26 protein-coding genes, 1 pseudogene and 1 riboswitch are annotated in these 18212 nt (G+C 39.5%); of the genes and pseudogenes, 9 read left to right on the top strand and 18 right to left on the bottom strand.

What is annotated here, in order from left to right:
- Positions 1 to 39 precede the first annotated feature (39 nt).
- From TY49_RS23215 to TY49_RS23200, 4 genes are all read right to left on the bottom strand, one after another.
- Complete coding sequence (locus tag TY49_RS23215) at positions 40 to 414, bottom strand: hypothetical protein (protein WP_052442277.1); 375 nt, start codon at positions 412 to 414, stop codon at positions 40 to 42.
- 292 nt (positions 415 to 706) lie between these two features.
- On the bottom strand, positions 707 to 2056 hold the full coding sequence (locus TY49_RS23210; protein WP_041968253.1) for a TrkH family potassium uptake protein: 1350 nt from the start codon (positions 2054 to 2056) through the stop codon (positions 707 to 709).
- An 88-nt stretch (positions 2057 to 2144) separates the two neighbouring features.
- Positions 2145 to 2293, bottom strand: a riboswitch (cyclic di-AMP (ydaO/yuaA leader).
- Between the two features lie 182 nt (positions 2294 to 2475).
- Positions 2476 to 3735: a DUF4179 domain-containing protein gene (locus TY49_RS23205; RefSeq protein ID WP_041968252.1), complete on the bottom strand. Its 1260-nt coding sequence runs from the start codon at positions 3733 to 3735 to the stop codon at positions 2476 to 2478.
- Positions 3707 to 4264, bottom strand: coding sequence for an RNA polymerase sigma factor (locus tag TY49_RS23200; RefSeq protein WP_041968251.1), 558 nt, complete (start codon positions 4262 to 4264; stop codon positions 3707 to 3709). Before TY49_RS23200 ends, TY49_RS23205 begins: the two co-directional genes overlap by 29 nt.
- A gap of 241 nt (positions 4265 to 4505) precedes the next feature.
- Here TY49_RS23200 and TY49_RS23195 point away from each other — a divergent pair, with 241 nt between their 5' ends.
- Complete coding sequence (locus tag TY49_RS23195; RefSeq protein WP_041968250.1) at positions 4506 to 5513, top strand: DUF3231 family protein; 1008 nt, start codon at positions 4506 to 4508, stop codon at positions 5511 to 5513.
- Positions 5514 to 5556: 43 nt separating this feature from the next.
- Here the strand turns inward: TY49_RS23195 and TY49_RS23190 are convergent, their stop codons facing one another.
- From TY49_RS23190 to TY49_RS23155, 10 genes are all read right to left on the bottom strand, one after another.
- Positions 5557 to 5784: a hypothetical protein gene (locus tag TY49_RS23190; protein ID WP_041968249.1), complete on the bottom strand. Its 228-nt coding sequence runs from the start codon at positions 5782 to 5784 to the stop codon at positions 5557 to 5559.
- A gap of 113 nt (positions 5785 to 5897) precedes the next feature.
- Entirely contained in the window at positions 5898 to 6503 is a 606-nt protein-coding gene (locus TY49_RS23185) for a DedA family protein (RefSeq protein ID WP_041968248.1), read from the bottom strand.
- Positions 6504 to 6837: 334 nt separating this feature from the next.
- Positions 6838 to 6972, bottom strand: coding sequence for a hypothetical protein (locus tag TY49_RS25500; protein WP_269745805.1), 135 nt, complete (start codon positions 6970 to 6972; stop codon positions 6838 to 6840).
- Positions 6973 to 7078: 106 nt separating this feature from the next.
- On the bottom strand, positions 7079 to 7531 hold the full coding sequence (locus tag TY49_RS23180) for a hypothetical protein (RefSeq protein ID WP_041968247.1): 453 nt from the start codon (positions 7529 to 7531) through the stop codon (positions 7079 to 7081).
- Positions 7528 to 7734, bottom strand: coding sequence for a helix-turn-helix transcriptional regulator (locus tag TY49_RS23175; RefSeq protein WP_041968246.1), 207 nt, complete (start codon positions 7732 to 7734; stop codon positions 7528 to 7530). The genes TY49_RS23180 and TY49_RS23175 overlap by 4 nt, the downstream gene beginning before the upstream one ends.
- 126 nt (positions 7735 to 7860) lie before the next feature.
- On the bottom strand, positions 7861 to 8208 hold the full coding sequence (locus tag TY49_RS23170) for a hypothetical protein (protein WP_041968245.1): 348 nt from the start codon (positions 8206 to 8208) through the stop codon (positions 7861 to 7863).
- 36 nt (positions 8209 to 8244) lie between these two features.
- Positions 8245 to 8409, bottom strand: coding sequence for a hypothetical protein (locus tag TY49_RS24850; protein ID WP_156972759.1), 165 nt, complete (start codon positions 8407 to 8409; stop codon positions 8245 to 8247).
- Between the two features lie 16 nt (positions 8410 to 8425).
- Entirely contained in the window at positions 8426 to 8608 is a 183-nt protein-coding gene (locus tag TY49_RS23165) for a hypothetical protein (RefSeq protein ID WP_041968244.1), read from the bottom strand.
- A 235-nt stretch (positions 8609 to 8843) separates the two neighbouring features.
- On the bottom strand, positions 8844 to 9947 hold the full coding sequence (locus TY49_RS23160) for an AI-2E family transporter (RefSeq protein ID WP_041968243.1): 1104 nt from the start codon (positions 9945 to 9947) through the stop codon (positions 8844 to 8846).
- Positions 9948 to 10015: 68 nt separating this feature from the next.
- Positions 10016 to 10282, bottom strand: a complete 267-nt coding sequence (locus TY49_RS23155) for a hypothetical protein (protein ID WP_041968242.1) — start codon at positions 10280 to 10282, stop codon at positions 10016 to 10018.
- A gap of 142 nt (positions 10283 to 10424) precedes the next feature.
- On the opposite strand from TY49_RS23155, the gene TY49_RS23150 reads away from it, so the two are divergent.
- Together TY49_RS23150 and TY49_RS23145 are read left to right on the top strand one after the other, a co-directional pair.
- The gene (locus TY49_RS23150; protein ID WP_041968241.1) at positions 10425 to 11075 is read left to right on the top strand and encodes a YdeI/OmpD-associated family protein; all 651 of its coding nucleotides are present in this window, start codon (positions 10425 to 10427) and stop codon (positions 11073 to 11075) included.
- Positions 11076 to 11102: 27 nt separating this feature from the next.
- A complete protein-coding gene (locus tag TY49_RS23145) occupies positions 11103 to 11558 on the top strand; it encodes a GNAT family N-acetyltransferase (protein ID WP_041968240.1) in 456 nt (151 codons plus the stop codon).
- A gap of 47 nt (positions 11559 to 11605) precedes the next feature.
- On the opposite strand, the gene TY49_RS23140 is transcribed toward TY49_RS23145, so the two are convergent.
- The gene (locus tag TY49_RS23140) at positions 11606 to 12133 is read right to left on the bottom strand and encodes a YceI family protein (protein ID WP_041968239.1); all 528 of its coding nucleotides are present in this window, start codon (positions 12131 to 12133) and stop codon (positions 11606 to 11608) included.
- Between the two features lie 99 nt (positions 12134 to 12232).
- Between TY49_RS23140 and TY49_RS23135 the strand changes: the two genes are divergently transcribed.
- From TY49_RS23135 to TY49_RS23115, 6 genes and pseudogenes are all read left to right on the top strand, one after another.
- Positions 12233 to 12535, top strand: coding sequence for a hypothetical protein (locus TY49_RS23135; protein WP_041968238.1), 303 nt, complete (start codon positions 12233 to 12235; stop codon positions 12533 to 12535).
- 59 nt (positions 12536 to 12594) lie between these two features.
- The gene (locus TY49_RS23130; RefSeq protein ID WP_041968237.1) at positions 12595 to 12915 is read left to right on the top strand and encodes a hypothetical protein; all 321 of its coding nucleotides are present in this window, start codon (positions 12595 to 12597) and stop codon (positions 12913 to 12915) included.
- 80 nt (positions 12916 to 12995) lie between these two features.
- A pseudogene (locus TY49_RS24435) lies at positions 12996 to 14402 on the top strand (DNA cytosine methyltransferase).
- A gap of 107 nt (positions 14403 to 14509) precedes the next feature.
- Positions 14510 to 14677, top strand: coding sequence for a hypothetical protein (locus TY49_RS24845; protein ID WP_156972758.1), 168 nt, complete (start codon positions 14510 to 14512; stop codon positions 14675 to 14677).
- 126 nt (positions 14678 to 14803) lie between these two features.
- Positions 14804 to 15583: a geobacillin-26 family protein gene (locus TY49_RS23120; protein WP_041968236.1), complete on the top strand. Its 780-nt coding sequence runs from the start codon at positions 14804 to 14806 to the stop codon at positions 15581 to 15583.
- Between the two features lie 106 nt (positions 15584 to 15689).
- Positions 15690 to 15977, top strand: coding sequence for a hypothetical protein (locus tag TY49_RS23115; RefSeq protein ID WP_041968235.1), 288 nt, complete (start codon positions 15690 to 15692; stop codon positions 15975 to 15977).
- Here the strand turns inward: TY49_RS23115 and TY49_RS23110 are convergent.
- From TY49_RS23110 to TY49_RS23100, 3 genes are read right to left on the bottom strand one after another with little or no spacing between them, the layout of a single operon-like run.
- Positions 15972 to 16352, bottom strand: coding sequence for a hypothetical protein (locus TY49_RS23110; RefSeq protein ID WP_156972757.1), 381 nt, complete (start codon positions 16350 to 16352; stop codon positions 15972 to 15974). The two genes, TY49_RS23115 and TY49_RS23110, sit on opposite strands and share 6 nt — an antisense overlap.
- 50 nt (positions 16353 to 16402) lie before the next feature.
- Complete coding sequence (locus tag TY49_RS23105; RefSeq protein ID WP_041968233.1) at positions 16403 to 17032, bottom strand: hypothetical protein; 630 nt, start codon at positions 17030 to 17032, stop codon at positions 16403 to 16405.
- 28 nt (positions 17033 to 17060) lie between these two features.
- Positions 17061 to 17960, bottom strand: coding sequence for a GNAT family N-acetyltransferase (locus tag TY49_RS23100; protein ID WP_041968232.1), 900 nt, complete (start codon positions 17958 to 17960; stop codon positions 17061 to 17063).
- Positions 17961 to 18212 lie beyond the last annotated feature (252 nt).

The raw sequence follows: 18212 nt of genomic DNA, 5'->3' as shown, positions 1-18212 counted from the left end.
CCTCTGAGCTTTGGGAAGGTTCATACATCGTATCAACTGTTAATCCACTAAATCATACACGATTTCTGAGAGCCGGTGTCTTATCACTAATTGTGTCTTTCGAACCCTCTCATCTAATCCTTGCAAATCTTCCGTCTGAGCATCCCAGGATAACCTTGTTTCGTTTTCAAGCTTGATCACCTCGTTTTCAATCCACGCTTGAGACTGTTGATAAACCATGATGCAAGTCTCTTCATCATGGAACTCTGAAGGCAGGCTATAATGCAGTTTGTACATACGTGTGTGGAAGTCTTCTTCATTTATCTTCGGATTATGCTTTTGAAAAACATCAATAAGAACATTGATAAACTCGCTATCAAATTCTTCTTCCTTCATCTTTTTTTCTATAGTAGATAGTGTAATAATATTCTTCATATCCATCACTCCTTGATTTAACTTTAACATAATTTCCCTTTTTATCTCACGAAAAAGATAGACTGGAGTTCACTTGAAAACGTGCTCTAAATAGCAGCAACTGTCTAACCAATAAAAAGATGTCTCCTCATTCATCAAGAGGAGCCATCTTTATTTCTAAAACGCAGCAGTCCAGCCGCCATCTATGGTAGTAACGGTGCGAATCACAGGGACGTACCTTGTGCTTCTTTTTAAAAGAGATATGAAAAAAGGAAGCATGGGGCTAAAACATCCCCTCTGCTTCCCAGAGATCCTATCCAACAATCAATCTTTCTTTCGGGTAATGGCATTTTGGTTCTAATTTTCCGCGGTTGAACAAGAAGATAAAAGATAGAATTCCTATTCTACCTATGAACATCAAGGATATAATGACAATCTTCCCTGCTGTGCTAAGTTCGGGAGTTATCCCCATGGACAAGCCAGTCGTCCCAAATGCTGAACTTACTTCGAACATGATTTCCATCATCGTGAAGTTTTCTGTTGCATTCAATATGACCACCGCCGCGAAACAGAGCAACATTGCTAAAAAACTAACCACTACAGATTTCCGGATATCTTCCTCATGCAGCTCACGCCCAAACACTTTAATCGCATTATGCCCTTTTGCGAAATTGATGATCAGCAATATGACCACCGCAAAAGTAGTCGTCCTTATCCCTCCGCCAACGGAACTTGGGGATGCTCCGATAAACATTAAAAAGCAAAGAAGCAGTAGGGTTGGATTAGAGAAATCACTCACATTCATCGTAGCAAGCCCGCCATTTCTAGTGGAAGAAGATTGGAACCAGGCATAAAAGAACGACTCATGCCAATTGTAGCTTTTAAAAAAATGATTATATTCAAACAGCAGGATGGCAAATGTACCGAAAAACATAAGCGCAAAGAATGTTAAGGTAGTCAGCTTTGTATATAAGGAAAAATGTGATCGATTGTGTTTTTTCCGGTTCAAAAAGAATTCCTTCACTTCCACTAATACAGGGAAACCAATAGCTCCTAAGGTTAATAGGATAATGTTCACGGATTGCACGAAATAATCATGCGCAAAAGGAATCAACGAACTCCCCGTAATATCAAAACCAGCGTTCGTCGTTGCACTGACCGCCGCAAATAAACCTTGCAGATAAGCTTCTTGCCATGTCGGGAAATAGCCAAGAAAATACGTTCCTAATATGAGAGCCCCAACCACCTCGATCAAAAGGATGATGGCTAAAATTTGTCTCATTAGCTTGACCAGGCCAGACATTTGAGATTGATTTTGGTCAGTCATGATTAACTGTCGATCTTTAAGGCCGATTTTCCTTCGCATCAACATCCAGAAAAACGTACCAAGCGTCATGATGCCGATTCCGCCAAACTGGAGGATGAACATTAAAATGAAAATGCCCGGTGTACTAAAGGTATCTGGAGTCGATACCACCGTTAGGCCTGTCACACTGACCGCACTGACTGCGGTAAACAAAACATCTATAAATGTCCAACTCACCCCAGGTTTGAGCGCAATCGGGAGACTGAGGAGCGACGCCGAGATCAATACAGCAATGACATAAAAAAATACAATGATTTGCGCAGGTTTCAACCAGTTCCTTTTAAAAATTTTCGCCAAGATATACCCCTTCTTACTCTGTCAGATTAGTTTCATTAAACACAAAAAGACCATCCCTAATAAGAATGGTCAATGTAAATATCATCAACCCTTCTCTCTTCACGGCTTACGGAGTTAGCTGTCGGATTAGGGAATGAGAGTATCCCTTTTTAGCTTCATTCGCTAAAATTCACCCCAAGATAAAGTAGCTTTATCAAAATTGGTTCCCCCGCTCAAAAGATTCAGCAAAAAGGTCTTTATTAAAATTGATAAATATAAATTACTCCTATAGCTTGAGAGTGTCAATGATTTTTTAAACACCGTCACTTTCACTTTGCTTCTAATATGTCGTCAAAGAGGGTATTGAAAATGAAAAATCAGCATAAAAAAAGCATTGTTGAATTAACAATGCCTTGGTTTTACTCCGATTTATTTCCTAATTAATCAACCGGAATCTCAATCTTTTGATTGTACTTTTTCACATAATGAATACCCTTGATCAACAAATATTCCGGCATAGAATTGGTATCAAAGACCATCGTCCGCTCGCTTGTAAATCTATCTGTCTTTTTGTCCAATCTTTGGCCTATTGTTGTTTTTAAAGCAGTCACTTTGTCATCACTTTGAATAGAAACACCGTCAAGCAATAGATTCTCGTCTGTCTCAATCGTGATTTCGACTCCTCGCTCAGTAGTAGTAACTTTTTTAACCCAAAGATCCTTTCCTTCGAGGTCATGGTGCGTATCATCATTAAGCGGAATCTGTTCCGCTAGTTTTTGATATCCCACAAACTCATTAAAAGCTAATTCAAGAGAATACAGTTCTTGGGGCAGGCCATCAAATCGCAAATCAAACTTACTACCGGATACACCAGAACCCAGGTTGTCAATGGACTTACCATTAGCTATTAACTTGACTCCTTCAAAGCCGAAATGAATTCTATCGAAATTGTCCACGTCCATTTTTCCTTCTATTACTGTTGAAGTAGGAGTCGCTGTAATTGTCTTGAAAGTGATCGTCCCCTTATCAACCTTTACCTTTTCTTTGATCGACTGTTTTATCTGGGTCTGCATGGCTTTGTTTGGATCATAAGGAAACGTGATGCTCCCCTCCCCATTTTTAATACCTTGCCAAAAGTGCAATGTCAATTTTTTTGAAAATGGACTGACTGGATCAAAATAAGTCGTCCCCTTTATTTCTGTACCGGAATCATTTACTTTTGCCATGCCACCTCCTGCCCGGGCATTAGTAAAGAAACCCGTTATTTTATCAGGATTAAAGACGTCCCCCCACAATTCACCCACACCCTTAGGATTGGAAAGCGTATAATACATAACCAATTGATTGGCATCCGTCATGATTCCGTCTATCGTCAGCACTGTTCCATCAGACAATGTCGTCTTTTTATCAATGATCTGGCCCATGCCTTTATCATTCAAATCCTTCATCGTCCCCGTCATTATCTCCTCAAAACCAAAAATCTTTTTCCCATAGTAGGCAAAGGCATTGTAATTATAACTAATCAGCAAAAAGCATAGAACGCTAACAGCAGCCATCATAATGAAAGGATTCCTGCGCTTGGTCTTCCTTGCAGGTGTTGCGTCAAGAGCGGTTCGCAATCTATTTTCGAAATCAGCTGGGGCGGTCATGACGGCCATCCGCTGCTTCTCCTCATTCAATCGTTCTTCTATCTCTTTCATCGCCTTCACCTCCATCAAAATCTTTCATTTTCCTTAATCCCTGGAAAATCCTCGATTTCACAGTTCCTAATGGAATGTTGGTCAATTCCGCAATCGTTTGATAATCCAAATCGAGAAAATACTTCATCTGAATCGCTTCTTTTTGATGTTCATTTAAAATCGATAACATCTCGGCAATTTCTAATTGCTGCACATTTGAGTCCGTGGAATGCAATTGCTCCTCCTCTTTGGAAGACTCCCAGTTATCGAGCAGCACAACCTTCTTTTGTTTACGAAGGGTTGTTTTACAAAGGTTCACAAGGATGGTTTTGCTCCAGCTATAAAAAGCCTCTTCCTTTTTTAGCTGGCCGATGTTTTCATACAGCCGGACAATCATCTCCTCCAGCACATCCATCGCATCATGCTCATTCCCCATATATGTAAAAGCAAGCCGGTACATGGTATCTTTCTCAGCCATGATCAACTCCATCAACGCATCTTTACTGCCTCTTTTGGCCTTTTTAACTAACCGAACAACAACAACATTCATTCCCTCACCTCGCTCCTATGTAAGAGTCATAACCATCATGAAAAGTTCATTTTTAACTAAATTTCTTATTTATAAGTATGAAAAGTAAGCATTCACTTCAGTTCACAATTCTCCTCGAAAAAAATCACTATTGGCAAAAAGAACTCGATAACAAAAAGACTTGATATTGAGTACCAATCTTGAACACATGAATATTCATATTGTCTTTTAAATGGGGAAATAATACCGTGGAGGTGAAAAGATGGATAAGGATAGAATTCAACTAACTTCTTCTGAAATAGGATCCTTGTGGGGCGAATATGTAAACGGGACAATGATCGATGCAGTTAATAGATATATGTTCACCATTATTGAAGATGAATCGATAAGAGCCGTATTTGCGGATGCTCTTTCGACGTTTGAAAAACAAAAGAATCAATTGGTTACATTTTTAGGAAATGAGGGGTTTCCGGTCCCAGTAGGATTTGGTGAAGCGGATATAAATAAAGGTGCAAAAAGATTGTTCTCGGACACTTTTTGCCTTAATTACCTACATATCATGACCCTCCATGGATTGACTGGACATACCACCGCTTTAGGTGTTTCTGTCAGAAAAGACTTACGGGATTTTTACGATTCATGTGATAACGATGGAAAAAGAATGTACCACCAGACCATTGACCTATTGCTAGAGAAAGGCAGTTTCCAAAGAGATCCTTTGTTTTACCCTGCCAAACACCCTGAATTTATTGTTAGCAAAGATTTTACAGATGGGATTTTCGGAAAAGCCAGGGGTTTATCTGCCACAGAAATTATAAGTATTTCTTTCAATGTAAAAAAGAACATTATGGCTAAAACTTTGTCTATTGCTTTCAGTCAAGTTGCCCACTCAAAGGAAGTTCGGAAGTTTTTAACCGAATCTGAGAAAACAGCTGATCAACAAATACAAACTTTTGCCAAAATCATGCACGAGGATAATCTGCCAGTCCCACCTTCGTGGGAATCAGAAGTCACAACATCAACGGATCCTCCTTTTTCAGACAAGCTGATGATGTATCATACCGGCTTTTTGTTCCAGGCTGCTCAAGTCTATCACGGTACTGGTTTGGCATCTGCCATGCGGACAGACCTTATAGCTACTTATGAAACAATAATCCTGAAAAATTTAATGGTGACAAAGAAATGGTTTGATATTATGGAAAAAAATAACTGGTTAGAACAACCCCCACTAGCTCCCAATCGAAAAGAACTCGCAAACGATAACCAATAGTTATAATGTCCTTCCAAATCATGGAGGGACTTTTTTTATACAGCTACTTTCGTTTATGTATAAAACGATAATAAAACAAAAAGGAAACAATAAGGACCATGGCATAAAACGATACAGAACGATACCAGACATTCTTCAATTCTGTCCGAAAACTCATTCCGCCTTGTTCTGGAGGCAGCACTGAATAAACGGACACTTCAATATAAAACAAGCCAAGGAAAAATAGGAATGCGGGAACAAAGATAATCAATATTAAACGATTGAACTTCATAAAAACCACCATTTCATCGCCGTAATCCTAATGAATTTCTACAAAAAGATATATATTCCTCTTAAAAGAAGCAAAAAGGGAGCTGATTAGATTCCCTTTGCTTCTACTCCCTATCATTTCCTCTTCCTTAAAACCAACACAAATAACAGGATGACTGAGATCAGTAGTAGAAATATATAAATAAACTTAGAGTAAACATCTATATACTCAACAATCTCCTCCCAGGAGGCTCCGACAGATGCACCTAAGTATACGAGAATTGTATTCCAAATCAACGTACCAATTGTTGTGAACAGCAGGAATTTCCTAAATCTCATCCCTGATATGCCAGCAGGAATGGAAATCAGACTGCGAAGCAAAGGAATGACCCGGCAAAATAAAACGGTCCATGCTCCATAGCGATCAAACCAGGAATCCGCTTTGTAAATATCTTTTTTGGTAACCCGAAGAAGATAGCCCCATTGATCAACAATCCTCTCCAACTTTTTCACGCCCAACTGCAGTCCTATACCATATAGCAGTACCGCCCCCAACAGTGAACCCATGGTGGAAGCTAAGATAACGCCAGTAATAGTAAGATTCGTTGAGGCAGTCATAAATCCAGCAAAAGTTAAAATAACTTCGGATGGTATGGGAGGAAAGATGTTTTCCAGTGCAATCAAGAACATAACACCTGTATAGCCGAACTCCTCCATTATTCCAATTAACCATTTTTCCATGTCATTCTCCTTAAGTTTAATATTCATTCAAAAAAAGAAAAAACCTTTACCGTCTTACAGGCAAAGGTTTTTCAGACAAAAAAGACCCTTACCACTAATATGGTAAAGGTCTTGCTAACAACAATGGTTGCCAACAAAGCCGAGAGTCAAGAACTCCGTAATGACGACCTTGCTGTAAAAGCTACTCCCCTTTAGGAGTATTCAATTAATAAGTAAATATTAAAGGCGTCTGGAAAGCTTGTCAACAAATACTTGGAAGCATAAAGGTGTTTTACGAAATGGGCAAAGGAACGTTCCCTTTGCCTGGTCTTTGAAGATGCCTATTGCGCCGTTCTTACTTCAGTTTAGCTAGCTTATTGGTGATTTCCGCTATTTCCTTCTCCACCTCGTAGAGATTCTTCTGCATCCGGTCCCTGCGAGCTGTTAATACATTAAGCTGTTCTTTAAGTTCATCTTTTGTTCCGCTCATCTACTCTAATCCTCCATTGATTAATAAAAGCCCTCTCTTATTATGTTCAGTTATGGAGTTCTGAGTATCTAAATGACCTTGTACTTTTATGGAAAAAAATTCAGTCTCATGACCGGACAGCAAAAAGTATATACGAAACCAAAACACCTACCCATTGGATCGTCGCAAATAAAAAGATGATTTCCGTACTGTAGTTTGGGTCACTTAAAAGCATGACCATCAGAAACGGAACGATAATGATGGATAAAACCCCGGCCACCAACAGGCTTTTCGCTAAGATACTCACTTGATATTCATCGTATTGCTTCGTTCTTTTTAAAAGAATAAAAACTATAATCACAACAGTTAATCCGATGATCAAGTAGCCAATGAATTTCATATTGCCTGTTTTTAAAAAGTCAGACCAACCATTCCAAAAATCCGAGTTCAGTGTCTTGCCATGTGAAAGGATACTTATGAATTCCATATGACCAGCTGTGAAAATAAAAACGAATGAATAGATTGCGGACATAAAACTTCTGAAAAGAATATTAACAGCCGGATGTTTCAGTAAACTCACTTTCGCTCACTCTCCTCAAACTCAAATAATTCCTCAATCGTCATATTGAAAAATTCAGCTAAATCATAGGCCAGCCAAATAGAAGGATCGAATTTACTTTTTTCAATCGCATTGATTGCCTGGCGTGACACATTTACCTTCTCGCCCAGCTGCGCTTGCGTAAGGCCGTATTGCTCCCTTAATTGTTTCACTTTGTTTTTCATGATGGATATCTCTCCCTGTGTAAGGTTAACCTTACATATAAATTACAATTATTCCCTTTACAAGTCAAGTAAACCTTACATTGATTTTCCAAAAAAAATGCTATTCCTTATTCGAATAGCATCACTTTACCTTTTATGCATTCCTCGCATCGTTTCCTTTTCAATCGTTATGTTTTTCAGGAAACCAGATGCTTTAAGCTCTAAATGATAGGAAGGGTCGTCATGATTTCGATAGGTTTTATGCAATCTTGCCACCAAAATCCCGGGTGAAAAACCGCCTTGCACCGTATGCATGACGATTTCTTCTTTACCTGTTTCTAGTTGAAACACGTCACAAACCTCATCAAGGCACTTCACCTCATAAGTGTCTTCCATCCAGCTTGCAAAATCATCTTCATTCGGCTTTTGAGTTATAGTGATTACAGCGACAATCAAAACACCCACCAATAACAGCAGCCACTTCTTTTTCCTCATCCCATTCCCCACCTTACTCGGAATCCAAAATAGAGCTTAATATAATTTATCTTCCCTTTTAGGGAACGTCCTCACGAATCCAATGATACATAAAGCCCCGATTGCTTTTACTACGGTGTTCTCGACAATGGAATTCTCAACCGTAATCCCAATTAAAAGAGCACCAGCCAGCAACAGAATAAAACTAAATATAGCCCTCATGCTATCCCCCCTTTTACTACTTTGAGCATGCTCTAATTACCAAAATAACCCCCACTACTATTAGAATTGATATCACATTTACCAAACAACCACTGCTTGGTGACCCTGTCATCGCCTGTACCCAGCCATTGTTCAAGGCTGCTCCAGGATTTTTCCGCTGTTCCTCGGATTTCAACCGTTCTCTTTTTTCCTCGGACATGTTAACCTCCCTTGACCCTTTTTACAAAATTACAGCTGGCCCAATCATGTGCCCGTAAAACAGGAAGTTCCATTGTTATCCGCACATTATCCTCTTTTATGTGACGATAAAGAGATTTTTCTGCACCATAAATGGCACATTAAATACCCTTCGTATAAAAAAAGCGATAGCAGCTTCAATACAGACAGCTCTATCGCCCAAAGTCTAATCCAGGATTCTCAAGTTAGTTTAAGACTCATGTTACCTCTGTGGTAATCGTTGCTCGTTTCCTTGCTCTTAAAAATCGGACTAGGTTCAATACGATTGTTTTTGTTACGGCATAGGTTGGAACAGCTAGCACCATTCCTAGTACGCCAGCCAGATTTCCGGCAGCCAATAAAATAATGATGATTGTTGCCGGGTGAGTATCCAGCGTTTTGCCTAGGATCAGAGGTGACAGCAAATTTCCTTCAATTTGCTGTGCCACCAGGATAACCACTACGACCAGTAAAGCCTTTGTCGGGGAATCAAAGAGACCAACCAGCACTGCAGGCGCTCCGCCAATAATCGGCCCGACATACGGGATAATGTTTGTGAAGGCGACTATTAACGCGAGAATCAAGGCATAGCGTAAATCAATGATTAAATATCCAATGAAAGCCAGCGTCCCCACCGCCAGGGCAACCGTTACCTGCCCCTGGATGTATGCAGCCAGCGTTTCACCTGTTTCCTTCAGTATTTTAAGCCCCTCATCACGGTAATCTTTCGGAATGAACTTGGAAACAGCAAGCGGAAACCTGTGACCGTCCTTGAACATGTAAAACAATAAAAATGGGACGGTAACAAGGATGATCGCGATATTGGTGACGATGCCCAAAAAGCCTTTGAGTCCATTCGTCAGTTTAGTCGGAATCGTATTTGCATACTCAATTACGCGTTCCTGCACAGTATCAATCATTTCACGCTGCTCATCCCTGAAGCTTTTAAACTCTGAGGACTGAACAACATCGTAAAAATACTCCGTCGTCTTGTCAGCAAAAACAGGAAGGTCATTCGCAAGCTCTGTCGCCTGCTTGGAAACCGCCGGAACTAAATTCCCGATCGCCAGAACAAGAAGGGCACCAAATACCACATAAATGATCAATATTGCGACCACGCGAGGAACTTTCTTGCGAGCCAAAAAATCCACCACTGGGTTCAGCAGGAAATAGAGGAATCCAGTAATCAGGATCGGAAAGAACACCGTTGAGATGAAAATCCCAATCGGCTCAAACATAAATGAAATCTTCGTAGAAACATAAATGATCGCCGTTATAAGCAAAATTTGAATCAGCCAAAATTGCAGTTTAGATTTAGTCAAAGTATGTACCTCTTGCTTTAGGTTATTTTGGTAAAATTATACCAAAATTTCGGATTAAAAGATAATGTTTATGTGGAAACAACAGGACTGTTTATTTCTATTGCGAACCCTTTGGATTTAGTGAGTAGTTCGGACACCTTTTCATCGTTTGATCGCAAACCTGTCCGAAGTTGATCTTTCTTTGGACAGCTTTTCTCCGGATGAAGCCTAACCTGTCCGAAGTTGACCTCTCTTTGGACAGCTTTTCTCCGGATGAAGCCAAACCTGTCTGAAGTTGACCTCTCTTTGGACAGCTTTCCCTTTCTTCCCCTCAAATCTGTCACAATATCAACCATTCTTCTATTTTTCCTATATTTGTTTAGCTATGTTGATATGCATCATCCCACTTTATATACTCTATAATAAAGATACAAAAAAAGTAGAATCAAGTTTAACTCGTTGCTAGTACATAATACTTTATAGCCAAAGGAGTAAATTATGACAATCATAGATAAATTAAATCTGACTAAGTATAGCAATCTGGCTGTACTTAACCATCCAAGCGATTATCATCTGTTCGATGGTTATGAAACGGGAATTTCCAGTAACCATGATGCGATTTTCATTTTTGTCGAAACGATTGAGGATATGGTGGGACACACAAAAGGCATCATAAATGGGCAGCACTTGCAAGAAAAAGGTTACTTATTTTTTGCCTACCCGAAAAAAGGGAACAAGCGATATAATACATATATTCATAGAGATGAGATCTTCCCTGCGTTGAAGGTTGGCGAAGATGGATATGTGGAAAATAGCGATATCAAATTTTCAAGAATGGTCAGCATGGATGACGTTTTTACGGTCGTCGGATTAAAGCGGGAAAAGAAGCCAGCCCCAAAGTCAACAGCTGCTAGCCAGTGTGTGGCTGATTACGAGAACAACGTCCCTGATGTTGAAAAACTACTAACAGATTATCCAAATGAGCAACAATTTTATAAAGCACTCACCCCTGGCTACCAAAAAGATTGGGCTCGATTCATTTTTTCAGCTAAGCAACAAAAAACGCGCGAAAAACGCCAGGAACAAATGGTCGAAGTTTTATCCCAAGGGTATAAATCCATGGATTTATTTCGTCAGAAAAAGAAATAGTGTTTAATAATCGCCGGGGGTTTGTATATGGAAATTAAAGTTGATGACCTAACAGGTTCTGAAGTGGTTTCATTGATCGGGGAGCATTTGCATGGGATGACGCTTCACTCCCCGCCTGAGAGCATTCATGCGTTGGGTCTCGAGGAATTGAGAAAACCTGAGATTACGTTCTGGACGGTCTGGAATGAAGAGCATTTGATGGGCTGCGGTGCATTGAAAGAAATTGATCCACAGCATGGTGAGCTCAAATCGATGAGAACCGCCACCGCCCACCTTCGAAAAGGCGTCGCACAGGCCATGCTAGAGCACATCATCAAGGAAGCTAGAAAGCGCGGCTATACAAGACTAAGCCTCGAAACAGGTTCAATGGAGGCGTTCTTCCCTGCGAGGAAGCTCTATGAAAAATACGGCTTTGTCTATTGCCCTCCATTCGGTGATTATATAGAAGATCAGAACAGTGTATTTATGACGATGGAACTTTAAAGGAAAAGGCGGCTAACCGATAGGTAGCCGCCCTTTTCTCATTAAATTTACGCTGCTGGATTTACTTCTAGTTCCACTTTGATCTTGATGTCTTTGCCTACTAGTACGCCGCCTGTTTCAAGTGGAGCATTCCATGTAAGGCCAAATTCTTCGCGGTTGACTTTTGCTTCTGCTTCGAAACCGTAAACTTCCACGCCCCATGGGTTTGTGCCTTTGCCACCGAATTCCACATCGAATGTGACTGGCTTCGTTACATCCTTAATTGTCAGGTCACCAGTTACTTTGTAATCATCCCCATCACGAGTGATGCTTGTAGATTTGAAATCGATTGTTGGATAATTTTCAACATCAAAGAAGTCTGCTGATTTCAAGTGATTTTCGCGATCTTCGTTACGTGTATCGATGCTTGCTACATCAATTTTAAATGCAATTGAAGCTGTTGTTAAATCTGTTAGGTCTGCTGCTTCAACATCCGCTGAATAAGAACCAAATTGTCCCTTTACCTTTGAAACCATCATGTGTTTCACTTCAAATCCTAATGCTGAGTGTGCCTGGTCTACTACAAATTTAGCCATTCTAAAATCCCCCTGTTATGTTATTATCTCGAATTCGAGATATTATTCTAAAAAAATAAATCTCAAAATCAATTATTTTTAATTCGAGATAAATTTATCATGAAATCGACTTGGCTGTCAACATTATTTTTCCGCAAAATCCCCTATAGCGAAAACAAAGGCAATCACATTGACTTAGAAAAGCCTCATTTCTTCCTATTCGATATCGAATCTGCTGAAGAAGCTATTGAACTAGACTTCGACGCTGATAAAATGATGCGATTGGTAGAAATCGATACTTTACTAAATTTCACTTTTAAGAACCTTAATAAAAAAATGCCAAAAGAAGATGTTCTTCAGATCCTGTTTAATTCTTATGTGCTTGATGACTCTGCAATGGAACTGGAGTATTTGAAATTATAAAAGGCACAGGCTTTCTTTCTTATGAAAGCCTGCCTCATCTTCAAATGGAGGGATAAAACATGGTTAGTGAACAAATTAATAAGTCTCTGGTTCATAGTTTGATTGATATTCTGTGGTCTGAACAACACAAAGATAATGAACAAGTGATTTATCAGTCCTTCAGTTTTATGAAAAAAACGGATGAACTTCCAGAAGGTTTGAAAAGGATATATGAAGATATGAAAGTATACCTGAACATGGAACATTCGTTTTATCACCCATTCAAGATCTTGCATCCATATGAATGGGCTTTGGAACGATTAGAACCGGAATACTTCAGGAAAATGAGGAGTCTGTTTTACAAAGAAGATTTTGGAGAAGACAGGTGGCTTCCGTTCTGAGAACTAACGGCATACCTGCATAAACAAGGTTTCCATAGGAGACCTTGTTTTTTATTAAATTAAGAATTGGGGAAACTGAAATGAACTTAAAGCTAAAGAAAGTGTATTCTGTATCTAAAAAAGGAAAGCCTGAAAAGCCAAGACTTTTCCTTCAACACCTGGTTTGTGAAGCTGCTGGATTTACTTATAAAGAGGAACTCTTCATTAGTATAGATGAAAGTGAGGAAGAGATCGTGCTCCAAAACTTCCCTTTCAATGACAGCAATAAAGTATTTTCTGTTCATGTGGCTTCAAGAAAAAGCAGACTTAGTGGAAAAGAAAGACCGTTGGTTGACACAGCCGGCGATAAATATGCTTTTTTAGATATTAATCAAAAAATAGAGGTCAATGTATATAGAAAAGGAAATAAAGGACAGGTTGTTATTCGTCCTTTGGAGTACCAGCTGTTTAAAAACAATACTACCCCCTCTCCTAAGGATTCGAGGATCTGTGTACTAAGTGTTTGTGCGGGAAGTGGCGTAGGGACAGCAGCCCTGGTGGATACAAATTATTTTTCGGCCGTACAGGAGATTGAATTAGAGGAAGATTCCGCAGAGGTATTGCTACACAACTTCCCAAACTCCACCATATTCAATGGAGACCTGCGTGATTGTAATGAGGTATCTGAGGTAGACATGGCCTTTGTAACGCTTCCATGTACAGAACATAGTAATTTAGGGTATCAAGAGGGGAATATCATGAATGATTTAGTGATTGCAACTTCAAAGATCATCAAGTCATCTAGAGCTTCAGTCCTCTTTTCCGAAAATGTACCTGGATTCTATCAAAGCCAAGCGTGGTTAGACTTAAAAGGGTAGTTGAAAGATGATTATCCCTATTGGGCTCAAAAGGAATTGGAAGCCTGGGATTTTGGCTCTCTGGCTTTAAGAAGGCGTGTTTATGCTGTCGCTTTCGATTCAGAGGAAAGGTTCTTAGAATTCGAATTTCCGAAACCACCTAAATTAAGAAGAAAGAAACTTAAGGATTTTCTAGATCGAAGTGATTTGCAGCATGAATGGAAAAGTGTAGATACATGGATGGAATCATTTAATAGTCGCTCAGCATGGCGTGACAGGTCACTGGAGCTCACATTTTTAGCGAAGGATGCGGAGAAAGCCCAATGCATTCCATCGAGATATACCGCTCAATGTGCCTCTAATAGCCACGTTCTAAGCGACGATAAAACACAATGGAGGTTTTTCTCCCTAGATGAAATCAAAAGGATTATGGGTATTCCTGAATGGTTTTCATTCACTGATAACATTCAGAAAATCCGGAAATATGAAATGTTGGGGCAAAGTATTGATGGGCGAGTGATTAAAGCAATCGCCAATCGAATTGCCTATGCATTTATGAAGGTGAAAATTAATGCAGTTAAAAAAGTAGATAAAATTAAGAATAGCTATTCGGTTGCAAATAGCGGACAATTGGAACTTTTGCTCTCTTAACAGGGAGCTTTTTTTTTTATTTTTTTCCCTTCAAGAAAAACTTATTGTATATATATTTTTTTCCATTAAAATGGATAGTAATAAGATGTTAAGGGAGGGGATTAAAAATGCTATTAGTGACTGTTGGTTTTTTTATCATGTTTCTAATTTTAACTAGTGCTGGTATTTTTATATTTAGAAAAAAAGAAGTTAAATATAACACAGCAATAGGAACATTTTTTGTTGGTATGGGTATATTTTTATTAATTATAGACATAATTTTTATACTTGATTAATAGAAAAAAGGTTGTTATTTCCATTTTGGCTGTGTTAAAGTTAACATGGGAATAATTAGGAGATAGAAAGGGGATGAGGGGGAAATTATTAAGAGTTCCCAAATATAATAGAAACGGAGATAAAAAATGAAAAAGACACAGTACTTTAAAGGTTTAGTTGCAGCTATTGTAACTGCTCTACTCATAGCGTTAATTGGTCCATCGGCTATCAGCGCTAACACTTTAGAACCAAACGATGTTGCCACCGCTTTGAATTTAGATCCTGTTAGTGATAAGGAAACATTAGAATATCTTGAAAATGTTGATATGCGAGTAATTCAAGACAACAAAAATGTAAGAATTGTAGAATCAACTGAAAATGGTAAAACTACTATTGCAGTACTGAATAAGAAGAAGAACACCCTCACTTTTCAAGTTAAAGGCGATAAATCAACGAAGCAAGAAATTGATTTAAACGAACTAGCTGAGTTGGAAGCCTCCCTAGATTCATCAGATGATTTATTTAGCATCGCAGCCTCTACTCTTAAGGAAGATACCTTCTCAAACTATGAATATACAATCACGTTCACTTCCCCTGAATCATGGCAACTTAGAAGACCTAATCCCGATAATGTGTTTAAGTATTATTATAAAAATGTAAAGAAAACTTCCACTAATAAGGATAATCTAGCTGCATTTAAAAAGGCTGTTGACAATCTGAATTACTATGAATGGATGTATTTAGGCTCTTCTGGCGGAGTTGCAATCATGACGGTCGTTACCCTTATAGTTGCGGCTATGAGCGGAGGTGCAGGTATTGCTGCTTTATTGTTTACAGCTGGTGTAACAGGAGCTGCGTACACTTATGCTTTGAAAATGAGTGGAGCCGCAAATAACGCACACTATTACTATTTCCAAGTTAGATAATTTAAAAATTATTGTTAATAAGAGCACCTAAACATGTTCGTATAGAATAAAGTTTAGGTGTTTTTAATAATTCTTCGAATAAAAGACTTTCAAATGGGGGGTAAAAATGCCGAACCTTACTAAAATTGATTTTATTAACGAGATCCAGCAACTTAAGTACGAATCAAGAATTAACGGAAGTGTATACATAGAGATTCTCGCAGGGGATTTGCATAGAAGTATGGGGGATTATCCAGGACAAAATCATAGAATGCCATCTTGCTGTGATGCTATGTACGACTGCATGGACACACCCAAAGGCGACATCATCTTAGAGAAACCTGATAAAGGGCGGGGCGCTAAACTGAAAATAAGATTTCAGGGCCAGGAGGATAGGATCGGACTTTCACTATAAACCCTTCAAGGTTACAGCAAGTTTCCCAGCAAGTTCCTTGTGTACTGTAACATCCCAAATTACGAAGGTTACAAGGAAAATAAAATACATGAATACATACCATTTATAATATTTCTTCGGTCGTAAAGGAGTAAAAAATAGAGCGATAAAAACGGCCGCAAACAGCGAGATTAGGTATATGTTCATTTTCCACAGTTGATCCGCCTCATTAATCTGCAACATTACATCAAGCGCATCCTGCGAGGTAACCTGTTTTTCAACCACCTGCTTATCCAATACCCCTTTTTCAATGGTCATCGTCATCGTTTCCTGATTGAACTGATATTGTACACCTGACAAATTAAAGTTCGTTTGCTTCGTAAAAAGCAGAAGCAAGGTCACCAGCAAAAAATAAGACACTACCGGGAGAAATCGTTGATCAAATTTTATAATTCGGAGCCCTCCTTTTCTATAAGTCTAATGTCTTCTATCCTCCACTTTTCAGTTAAATCGAAAAAGCCCTCACCCCTGACTATGACAAATTGATAATCATCTTCCAGATCCTCTACTGTAAGATAAGTTAGGATGATTTTTCCTTTTTCAATGTTAAATTCACTTAGGTTTAGGACCACACCGGGATTCCATTCAAGGGTACTATTTTTGAAGGTAAAACTGCATGGGCAATTGCCCTCTTTATCACTGGTGCTATAACCTGATAAATTTTGAAGGGCAATTAAGTCTGTTACCTCTTTAAAGTCTCCCGCAGCTTTATAGGCTTCAACAACACCGACCGCATCCAAGAAGTCTTGATATCGAACGGAGGATTGTGATGCAGTTACTTCTTCTTCCATATCAGACAGATTAACTGCTAAACGATCATTATCTCTTTTTAACTCATCAGTTTCTGACGAGCGTTGCTCAATTTCTTTTTCAAGTGTTGCGACTTTCTGTATTAATTCATCTCTGTTTTCCTTGAGCTCAGCTGTAGTTTTCGAGGTCCTTGCGTTATCCAGCAGTGCGATTGCCGTAATCACTATTAAGATGACGAGGGCAGAGGTTTTAAAGTCCTTTTTCATCAATTATACCTCCTGTCAAAACATCTTTTTACCTCAATTCAAAATAATCCATAGTAGATGTCTCTTCAAATCCGCAGGACTTATAAAGGTTGAGGGCATTCGAGTTTTCCGCTGCTACCTGCAGCATGATTTCCTGTGCGTTTGCTTCCTTCAGTTTTTCAATAGCAAGCAAAAGAAGCGCTCTCCCATGCCCCTTGCGACGGTGCTCTGGCAACACACCGAGCCCAAAGATGGCACCAAGTTTCGAGGTAAGCTGCAGATTCACTTTCCCGATGATTTGCCCTTCTTTTTCAACAAGATAAGAAGTCATCCCGCGCTTTTCCTCTACCTCAGGGAGAGGCATGTCATCGGGGGTAATCTCTTCTTCGTCGTTAAAATAAATCGCATTCTGCCGCGCGATTTCCTTCGCGTCCTCGTTCGTAGCTTTCCTGAAGACAATGTCTGCCAGCTGGTCTGGAGTCGTGAACGGAGCATCTTTTTTCAAAAACATCTCATATTCAGAATGCTTGTATTGCGCACCAACTCCGGCAATGAATTGCTGGCCGGATTCTGAGTTGCGGTCACTGAGCAACAGCATGCTGCCTGAATCCCTGCGCTTCCATTCAGCCATCACCAACTCAAACAACCTGGTGAACACACCCAGACGCCGGTACTCAGGATGCACCATCCCATTCACTTCCCACGGACCGCCAAAGCTGCAAATCCCCATATATCCAATCAACAGCTCCCCATCGAAGTACATGAACTCATTTATATCCTGAACACCATTGCCGCTGCCATCGCTGACCCCGAGCTTGTAATCAAGCTCTAGCTTCAGTGCGGTTTGATCACTTTGAAGGCACCGTTCATGAAGTTCATTGATTATTTTATAATCCTCATCATTGATGTTTTCCTTAAGTTTGATCCATGGTTTATCTATTTTTTGCACTGTCAGCACTCTCCAAATCCCTTTTAATTGTTGTATAATTTATTCGCTTAACCAATCGTTCACTCCTTTTTCTTGGACAAAAAGTTTTCAATGGCATGCAGATCCGCTATTAGGTTTGACAGTTATATCGGACAAACAGAAGACAGAATACTGAAAATGCGGCCGTTAGAATCGCTCTATCGGACAATCGGAAGTCAGAAACCCGAATATGTGGCCGTTAGAAGCGCTCTATCGGACAAATGGAAGTCAGAA

This window comes from Mesobacillus selenatarsenatis SF-1 (assembly GCF_000813125.1).
Taxonomy (GTDB): Bacteria; Bacillota; Bacilli; order Bacillales; family Cytobacillaceae; genus Mesobacillus; species Mesobacillus selenatarsenatis.
The sequence above is the reverse complement of the archived record's forward strand: the minus strand, read 5'-3'. Positions and strand labels throughout refer to the sequence as shown.

Bases quoted from the DNA above. Each gene is read 5' to 3' on its own strand.
- TY49_RS23215 (WP_052442277.1), bottom strand. From the start codon at position 414: ATGAAGAATATTATTACACTATCTACTATAGAAAAAAAGATGAAGGAA.
- TY49_RS23205 (WP_041968252.1), bottom strand. From the start codon at position 3,735: ATGAAAGAGATAGAAGAACGATTGAATGAGGAGAAGCAGCGGATGGCC.
- TY49_RS23200 (WP_041968251.1), bottom strand. From the start codon at position 4,264: ATGAATGTTGTTGTTGTTCGGTTAGTTAAAAAGGCCAAAAGAGGCAGT.
- TY49_RS23195 (WP_041968250.1), top strand. From the start codon at position 4,506: ATGGATAAGGATAGAATTCAACTAACTTCTTCTGAAATAGGATCCTTG.
- TY49_RS23190 (WP_041968249.1), bottom strand. From the start codon at position 5,784: ATGAAGTTCAATCGTTTAATATTGATTATCTTTGTTCCCGCATTCCTA.
- TY49_RS23185 (WP_041968248.1), bottom strand. From the start codon at position 6,503: ATGGAAAAATGGTTAATTGGAATAATGGAGGAGTTCGGCTATACAGGT.
- TY49_RS25500 (WP_269745805.1), bottom strand. From the start codon at position 6,972: ATGAGCGGAACAAAAGATGAACTTAAAGAACAGCTTAATGTATTAACA.
- TY49_RS23175 (WP_041968246.1), bottom strand. From the start codon at position 7,734: ATGAAAAACAAAGTGAAACAATTAAGGGAGCAATACGGCCTTACGCAA.
- TY49_RS23170 (WP_041968245.1), bottom strand. From the start codon at position 8,208: ATGAGGAAAAAGAAGTGGCTGCTGTTATTGGTGGGTGTTTTGATTGTC.
- TY49_RS24850 (WP_156972759.1), bottom strand. From the start codon at position 8,409: ATGAGGGCTATATTTAGTTTTATTCTGTTGCTGGCTGGTGCTCTTTTA.
- TY49_RS23165 (WP_041968244.1), bottom strand. From the start codon at position 8,608: ATGTCCGAGGAAAAAAGAGAACGGTTGAAATCCGAGGAACAGCGGAAA.
- TY49_RS23155 (WP_041968242.1), bottom strand. From the start codon at position 10,282: ATGGTTGATATTGTGACAGATTTGAGGGGAAGAAAGGGAAAGCTGTCC.
- TY49_RS23150 (WP_041968241.1), top strand. From the start codon at position 10,425: ATGACAATCATAGATAAATTAAATCTGACTAAGTATAGCAATCTGGCT.
- TY49_RS23145 (WP_041968240.1), top strand. From the start codon at position 11,103: ATGGAAATTAAAGTTGATGACCTAACAGGTTCTGAAGTGGTTTCATTG.
- TY49_RS23140 (WP_041968239.1), bottom strand. From the start codon at position 12,133: ATGGCTAAATTTGTAGTAGACCAGGCACACTCAGCATTAGGATTTGAA.
- TY49_RS23135 (WP_041968238.1), top strand. From the start codon at position 12,233: ATGAAATCGACTTGGCTGTCAACATTATTTTTCCGCAAAATCCCCTAT.
- TY49_RS23130 (WP_041968237.1), top strand. From the start codon at position 12,595: ATGGTTAGTGAACAAATTAATAAGTCTCTGGTTCATAGTTTGATTGAT.
- TY49_RS24845 (WP_156972758.1), top strand. From the start codon at position 14,510: ATGCTATTAGTGACTGTTGGTTTTTTTATCATGTTTCTAATTTTAACT.
- TY49_RS23120 (WP_041968236.1), top strand. From the start codon at position 14,804: ATGAAAAAGACACAGTACTTTAAAGGTTTAGTTGCAGCTATTGTAACT.
- TY49_RS23115 (WP_041968235.1), top strand. From the start codon at position 15,690: ATGCCGAACCTTACTAAAATTGATTTTATTAACGAGATCCAGCAACTT.
- TY49_RS23105 (WP_041968233.1), bottom strand. From the start codon at position 17,032: ATGAAAAAGGACTTTAAAACCTCTGCCCTCGTCATCTTAATAGTGATT.